This is a genomic window from Alteromonas sp. AMM-1 (assembly GCF_047290655.1).
Classification (GTDB): domain Bacteria; phylum Pseudomonadota; class Gammaproteobacteria; order Enterobacterales; family Alteromonadaceae; genus Alteromonas; species Alteromonas mangrovi.
In genome coordinates, this window is record NZ_JBLBUE010000160.1 from 1 (window position 1) to 7,841 (window position 7,841).

At 44.2% G+C, this 7,841-nt stretch carries 7 protein-coding genes; 6 read left to right on the forward strand and 1 reads right to left on the reverse strand.

Annotated features, from left to right (window positions below):
- On the reverse strand, positions 1–1,110 hold a 1,110-nt coding region (locus ACLR2L_RS17015; protein WP_413369802.1), incomplete at its 3' end, for an acyltransferase family protein.
- 448 nt (positions 1,111–1,558) lie between these two features.
- On the opposite strand from ACLR2L_RS17015, the gene ACLR2L_RS17020 reads away from it, so the two are divergent.
- The 6 genes from ACLR2L_RS17020 to ACLR2L_RS17045 all read left to right on the forward strand — a co-directional run.
- The gene (locus tag ACLR2L_RS17020) at positions 1,559–2,182 is read left to right on the forward strand and encodes a hypothetical protein (protein WP_413369804.1); all 624 of its coding nucleotides are present in this window, start codon (positions 1,559–1,561) and stop codon (positions 2,180–2,182) included.
- Positions 2,183–2,194: 12 nt separating this feature from the next.
- A complete protein-coding gene (locus ACLR2L_RS17025; protein ID WP_413369806.1) occupies positions 2,195–3,127 on the forward strand; it encodes a hypothetical protein in 933 nt (310 codons plus the stop codon).
- 142 nt (positions 3,128–3,269) lie between these two features.
- Positions 3,270–4,619, forward strand: a complete 1,350-nt coding sequence (locus ACLR2L_RS17030) for an O-antigen ligase family protein (protein ID WP_413369808.1) — start codon at positions 3,270–3,272, stop codon at positions 4,617–4,619.
- On the forward strand, positions 4,616–5,488 hold the full coding sequence (locus ACLR2L_RS17035; protein WP_413369810.1) for a glycosyltransferase: 873 nt from the start codon (positions 4,616–4,618) through the stop codon (positions 5,486–5,488). Before ACLR2L_RS17030 ends, ACLR2L_RS17035 begins: the two co-directional genes overlap by 4 nt.
- A 77-nt stretch (positions 5,489–5,565) precedes the next feature.
- Entirely contained in the window at positions 5,566–7,035 is a 1,470-nt protein-coding gene (locus ACLR2L_RS17040; RefSeq protein WP_413369812.1) for an oligosaccharide flippase family protein, read from the forward strand.
- Between the two features lie 85 nt (positions 7,036–7,120).
- A partial coding sequence (locus tag ACLR2L_RS17045; RefSeq protein WP_413369814.1) for a hypothetical protein occupies positions 7,121–7,841 on the forward strand: 721 nt, incomplete at its 3' end.

Sequence of the window (7,841 nt, forward strand, 5' to 3'; positions counted from 1 at the left end):
GTTACCTGTAGAGTGCGAAATGGCTCTGTATGACTGAGAGCCCAGCCCAACATTGTGAGCAGTTGCTGCAAAAAAGGTTGTAGTGCTAAAAACTACAATGTATAGCAAAGGGGCTCTGCGTTGTTCAATAGCGCGGAAAGACAGGGCGCCGAGCAGTACCGACAAGGCAATCCCCATTCCAATTACCCACATGTCAATGGCGAAGCTTTGGTTATTCATCCACACAACTACCGGCCAGTGCCAAAGGTAAATGGAATATGACCACCGACCGGTGAATGTAAATATCGCAGTGTTATACAGTGATACCTGGTTACTGGCGTTGGCAATCAAAAACAAATAGGCCCCCAGAATTGGCAGTATACTGGGCCATGCTGGCCAGGCCATTTCCGATGAAACCCAGATGGCTGAAAGCAGCATAAATGACAGACCAAGCAAAGATATGGCCTTTTTATTAGTCGCTGACAAGGCGACGGGAAATAAAAAGGCAATGCCACCCACCATCATCTGCCATGCACGGGTAGGCAAAGAAAAGTAAGCCGGATCCGGCCAGATATTGCTGGCGTAAACCGACGCGGCGAAACTTGCTATTGCACCAACAATAACGAGTAATTTTGTCCAGCGTAAGCCAACGATTCTGGTTAATGCTAACAGGATAATGGGGTAAACAATATAAAACTGCCATTCAACAGACAATGACCAGGTGTGCAACAGCCAGTTTTGATGTGAACTGGCAGAAAAATAACCTGCTTCCTGCCAATAGACGACGTTTGAATAAAATAAAAGTGATGAAAAAGCGTGCTTAAGCAGGTTTATAAACTCTACGTCGTATAAATAAAACCAGGCATACAAGAGTACGCACAAAACCATGAATGCAAGGGCGGGAATAATGCGTTTTGCGCGAGCAAGATAAAACGAAATGAGCGAAAATGTGTTCGCCTGGATTTGGCTGAAAATGATCCCGGTCATCAGGTAGCCGGATATCGCAAAAAAAATATCCACTCCCACAAACCCGCCGGGTAATAATGTGTTAGAAAAATGGAATACCACCACCAGTATTACTGCAATGGCACGTAAAAAGTTAATGTCACTTCGAAAGCCGATAGCCTGCATGACCAAATCCTCGCTGAATGGCTTTTAACCCGGTTTGCGCACGCAAAAGGCTAAGATAATCCGCATACTAGGCAAATTGCTCCGCTTTGGGAAGGGGACGCGAATTTTGTTTGTATCTGAGGGCGGCTGCTTGTGAATTTACTGTTGCAGAGTACCCTTTTTACTGTACCCTAATACGATTCGGGTTGAGCAATACGCATTTACGCACATTTAACACAGCAGAACAGGTTGTATGCAGGCAATCAAACAAAAATACTGGCAATTTGAGTCTTGGCTTGCGGAAAAAAAAGTGCGTTTTCTACCTTTGCGACCGTCGCGACAAAAGCACGCCTTAGCTGCGCCTTTAACAGTAAACCTGACATCATATCCCCCCCGGTTTGATACGCTGCTTTATACATTAAAAACACTTATCAACCAAAGTGTACGGCCTGATGCACTTGTGCTTTGGGTGGCTGAACAAGACGCAGGTTTATTGCCTGCCGAGATTACTGCTTTACCGCAACGCATCGATTTTTTTGAAATTAAAACTTGCAGTGATACTCGTTCATACAAAAAGCTGGTGCCAGCGCTAAAGGCCTCACCAGAGCATATTCTGGTTACGGCAGATGATGATGTAAATTATCCTCGGGATTGGCTGGCCATACTGGTTAACGATTATCTTCGCATGCCTGGCATTATCGCTTATCGGGCACATCAACCCGCGATCCAGCAATACGATATTGCGCCTTATTCGTCATGGAAGATGAATGTTCGGTATACAGCCGGCGTGTTATTTCCAACGGGTATTGGTGGCGTGTTGTATCCTCCTGGTTGCTTTTTACCTGAAGTTACCGACGAGTCCCTTTTTATGTCACTGGCGCCCACTGCGGATGATGTGTGGTTTTTCTTTTGCGCCCGACTCAATGGCTGGCACGCCAGACTGGCCAGTCAGACGTTTAATATTGTGAATTGGCGTTCGACACATGACTCCGGGTTGGCTAAAGACAATGTACAGAGTGGCCAGAACGATGTTTGTATCCGCAATGTGGTGAATCATTTTGGGTTGGATAACGTGATGGCGCACTTGCAATAAGGTTGAGAAACAGTGAAGTTATATTTGCACATTGGCAGTCACAAAGCAGGGTCTACTTCAATACAGGCTTTTTTGGAGGACAACCAGGCTGCGCTTGGTCGTCAAGGGTATCTGATAGATGAAAATCTGACTTTTTTGGATCACTGGCAACTTGCTGCATGGGCGGGGTATCCCGAAAACGCGGACTACTTTATTTATACTCTCCGTGCTTTTCACGATAATGCGTTGAAAACCTTTATTCAAAAATTTGAAACTGACTTTGTGAACAAGCTGGAACAAGCTAAAAAGAGCGAACAGTTTCACAGCATGGTTATTTCTTCCGAATCACTCTATTCACAGTGCCTGAACGCACAATCGGTAGAGCGTCTGGCTGCATTATTAAAACCGCATTTTTCCTCAGTTTCAGTATTGTTTTATTATCGCGATCAAGTGGCGATGGCAAAGAGCGTGTATTCGCAGTTAATTCACGGTCCTGCTTTGGGGAAATTGTCGTATCCGGATTTTGTGAATACTGTTCAACCGGAGTCCGAATTTGACTATGCATTTCAATTGGAAAAATGGGCAAAGTATTTTGGCGAAAACAATATTCATATTGCTGAAATAGGCCGTAAGCCTGGTGCCCTGCAAGGTGAACAACTTATTCATCACTTTGTCTCCAGTGTAGGGTTGCCGTATTCGTCAGAGGCGTTTACCGTAAGAGATAAGGTGTCAAACCGTTCTTCAGATTATAACAATATACGATTAATCAGACGGTTAAATCAGTTGTGTTCGAATAAACTGGTCACTTTAAGTTATAACAATATTGTATTGCGTGGCATGCGTTGGTTAATAAAGCAGTTGCCGTTAAAAGGAAAGTACCCTCAATATTTTGATGAACAGATGGCAGCGAGATTCAAGCTGGGGAACGAGCAAATGAACGCCAAATATGGGGTAAAAAGTGGCTAGCCGAAATGGCATGCCGATTACCGTAAAGGCCGAGTGATCTGTTCTGGTCACAAGCTACCAGAATGTGCAAAATACGCACAAGGATGCTCAGAAGGAAGTGAGGACGTGCTGAAGAAAATAGAGGTGAGTGTGGTGAAACACAATGGTTAAGTTAGCCCTATATTTATCGCTGATAGCCAGCTTTTTAATGCTATTCAGGGCTCCCTGGATTGCAGCGCTGGTGTATTCTATTGTGTCTGTTATGCAGCCCCAGTACATCTGGTTCTGGGCATTTGAAGACTTCTCTGTATTTAAGTTTTCAGCGGTGATCACCATTGTGGCCTGGATGTGGCATGCTGTTCAGGGAAATATTCACTGGGAAGTGTATAAGTCGGGTCAGTTTAAAGGTGTGGTGTTACTGGCCATAATATTTCATCTATCGAATGCATTAACGCCATTTGAAAGCTATTTTTCACTGGTTAGTGGTGATTTGGTTGTGAGTACTTTCACCACTATCACGATTATGTACTTCATTGTTCTGCCGCTAATTAATCAGGAAACTACCATCAAGTTTTTTGGTTTCATGTATATTTTCGTTACGGTGTACTACGCCTATTGGGCAAACGATCATTATTTGAGTGCCAACTGGTCGCAATTTAATCAGGGGCGGCTGATGGGGCCCGCGTTGAGTCCTTATACCGACGGTAACGTTACCTCTATTGTTCTAACCAGTGGGTTGGGATTCGTTATGTTTGGCGCCCGCTATTTTCCGAATAAATGGCTTAAATATGGCCTGTTATTTACCATTCCATTTATTTGGCATGCGCTAATTCTGTTTGCTTCACGAGGTGCTTTATTAAGTGCAGCTGCGGTAACGTTGTTTTTTGCAATGCAGGTTAAGTCGAAAAGTCTCAATGTTCTGATGGGCGTCGGTTTTGTGGCAATGCTGGTTTATCAGGGAGGAATGCTAACCCAGCGCACTACCAATACGGTAGAGCAGGCGCAAACGGAATCAGAAGATAAGCCCCTGAACCCCAGACTGGTATCCTGGTCAGTGGGGATTGATATCGTACAGGAATATCCATTGCTGGGTGCTGGTCCTCAGCGGTTTCAGTACGCTTCACGATTACTGTTTCCCGGAAAGTCGCCTCACGTTGCGCATAACACGTTTCTTAACTTTGCGGCCAATACCGGGATATTTGCGGGTATTATTTACCTGACATTTTTCTGGGTATCGTGGAAACAATTTAAGTTTGTGCGGAAGCGCGTTAAACCTAATTCCACATTCGATTACATTAATATGTCGTGCATGGCGGGATTAATCGGGTATTTCACCGGCGCGCTGTTTTTGGATCTGATCATCTTTGAGCCGTTTTACTTTCTATTGCTGTTGATTACTGCCAATTATTATCTGGCTAAACGATCGACCAGTGAAGATATCTTACAGCAGGAACCAGAGCCACCCAAACGCATGCCCGGGCGTGCACACAGACCGGGGAATGTGGTCGCATGAACAACGAAAACTATAATATCGTGATGTTTGCTTACAACGAGCAAAATAATATTGAGGCATCCATCACCAGTATTTTTAATAACGTTAACGAGCAGTTACATAGCTTTTATTTGATCGCTAATGGTTGCACCGATGAGACGGTTGCAATTGCCAATGCGGTAAAAGACAAGTTGGGCTTTAACCGTCTTAAGGTGATCGAAATCGCATTGGGCGACAAATGTAATGCCTGGAACACTTATGTTCACGAGCTTGCCGATAGTGTAGGAGTCCATTTTTTTACCGATGCAGACGTTCAGTTTTCGGAACATTGCTTCGAGAAAATGGCTGGCAAGCTTGCAGACAGTGATGAGCAAACCGTAGTCATTGCAGGTATGCCTTTGTCAGGCAGAAATATAGATTTCTATCGCAGCCTGGTAATTGAGCGGGCCTGTTTCTTCGGTAATTTATACGGTATGAAGCATGCTTTCATTGAACGAATCAGGGAGACACCTTTTCGTTTGCCAATTGGTCTGAATTGGATCGACTCTTTTTTAACGAAAGCAGCTAATACTGATTTGCGATTTACCAATTTTAATCTGCCTAATCGCACCACCTGGATTGAAGGGGTGGGGTATGATTTTGAAAAATTGTCGATTTTCAAGCGCAGCGATATTAACTTATATATCAACAGGATTGCCCGTTATGAGCTGGGTAAGATTCAGGAAGTATTCCTGGACGCTCTGCCTTGCGAACGGTGGCCAGCGGATATGATGGATATCAACCGTAAAATAGACAACGACTTTGATAACCTGACTTCGCAACTGGGTTTCGTTAAGAAGCGTCTGGTTCGCAAGCGTCTTACCAAAATACTGGCAAACGCAAATCGGTAACGTACCGCTAATTATTTTATGAATAACAATAACCCGTTTGACATGGTTACCCGGTAACCGGCTTAGAAGGACCCATCATGCTCACTGCTCGCTCGGGCATCATTGCAATTTTATTGTCTGTGTTAACGCAATTATCCAGAAGATTAATTGGAATAGTCAGCTTGGTCATTCTGGCGCGTATTCTCACGCCAGAAGATTATGGTTTGGTTGCTATTGCGTTGATATTTTTGAATTTTATTGTTGTGATCTCAAATACCGGAGGTGTGAGTTACCTGCTTAGCCGGGAGACATTAACGGAAGAGCATGTGATGACTAACTGGTCGCTAAACCTGATGCTAAAAGGCGGGTTAGCGGTGCTAATGGCATTGTCCAGTTATCCAATTTCGTTGTTTTACGATGATGCCAGACTGATGCCTATCATTCTGGTGTTGAGTCTGCATCTGGCTATTGGTTTATTTAATAGTCCGGGTATGGTTTTTAAATTAAAAAACCAAGAACTTGGCGCTATAACCAAGTGGCAGATCTCTTCGCGGGTTATCACAACGGGTATCACAATTAGTATTGCGGTGATTTTTGAAACCTACTGGGCATTAGTAATTGGTCAGCTATTGGCTACCATTAGCGAGTTTTTTGCCAGTTATATTATTGCGCCCATGAAACCGCGATTCACCTTGAAGAACTTTCAGCCACAGTGGGAATTTTCTAAATGGGTATTGCCTCAGTCCATCATTAATTTTTTCCGCAGCCAGATTGACGCCATGTTTGTGAGTATCACCTTTGAAAAAGCGACCATCGGTGCGTATACCTCGATGCGGTACTATGCAGATTTACCTACTTCTACTTTCATCACCCCGCTAGGGGGACCGCTATTAACCCAATTTTCTCAATTTAAAAACAACCGATCCTATTTCCAGCAGCAGTTACAGGTTGTGTTGTTCTATATGTCCTTAATCACTGCCCCAGTCATTTATTTGATGTATGTGCATTCATATTTCGTTGTGGATTTGATTCTGGGAGAAAAGTGGGTCCAGTATTCAGAATTATTGGGCATATTTGCATTCTTCATTATTGTTGCCACATTGAACAACATATTGAGTCAGGTAGTGATGTTGCGGGATCGTACTAAATTACTCCTCGGATATTCTATTTATTCTACGCTGGTACAGTGTATTTTGTTTGTGTCGATAGATTTTTCCAGTGTGTATGAACTTGCTGAATATAAAATTGCATTAGATGTGATCTCGGTATGCTTATTTTTTATTGTGGTAATTGGCGCCTTTGTAGGCAAACATGCCTTTGGGTCGCTCTTGTCACCGGTATTGCCAGCAATTGTGTTTATTTACTGCAGTGGTTATGTGGCCTTCCTGGCGGTGCCTACAGTGACATCGGTTTGGCAGCTTGTTGCTCATTGCGCGATAACGGTGGGGTTGTTTAGCATCTTCCAACTGGTATTGATGTTGTCTCTTAAACAGGTACATTGTTATCGCTACACTATCAGGCTAATTCAGCCGATTTGGCGTAAGTGTACCGCGCGATTTATATCGTAATGGACGATATTTTATATGGCCGTACCTGCATGAAGAAATACACACAAAACGTCATACGTATAAGTGCAAACAAGGGGAATAGGCAGTGCTTAAAGCGGGCAATCTGATAGTAAAAAGTGGGATGATCCTCACTATGCTTGTGGGCTTTGTGCTCATCACTATCAATTTGTATGGGTTGAACCGAGAGATTCGACCCCAGGGCCTTACTCCTGAAGTATTGCGCTTTGGCGAGCAGGATTTAACGCTCTCTCCACTTGAACTAAAACAAGCCATAGTGCGTCTGCCTGCAGAAACAGACGAAGCGTATGCCCGCCGTCTCACATTGGCGTTGGCCGGGGGAATCGCTCATGTTGAATGGCTCTTATACGACCCGGATACATTTCACCAGCGCGTACCGGTTTGGGAGAACTACATTCTGTATCTGATGGGGGTACTTACGGGTATTCCGGAATACGAACGTTATCACTTCAGCGATCCATACCGCAGTTTAGCCAGAGGCATAGGGATTTGTGGTGATGCGTCAATGACGCTGTCGGGATTACTCGATGAACAAGGGATAGCCAATACTATTATTACGGTACCAGGCCACGTTATGGTAGAAGCGCAATTGCCAGAGAAAACGCTGCTACTTGATGCCGATTTTGGTGTAGTGCTTGAACATGGCGTGGCATATTATCAGCAGCAACCTGAAGCACTCGCATTGGCGTATCAGTCGCAATTAGGGCGTGTAAACGACGGTGAACTCATGATTGCCAACGAATTAAAAAATGTGGGTTACCAGGTCTGGAATGGTACATCGCATTTCA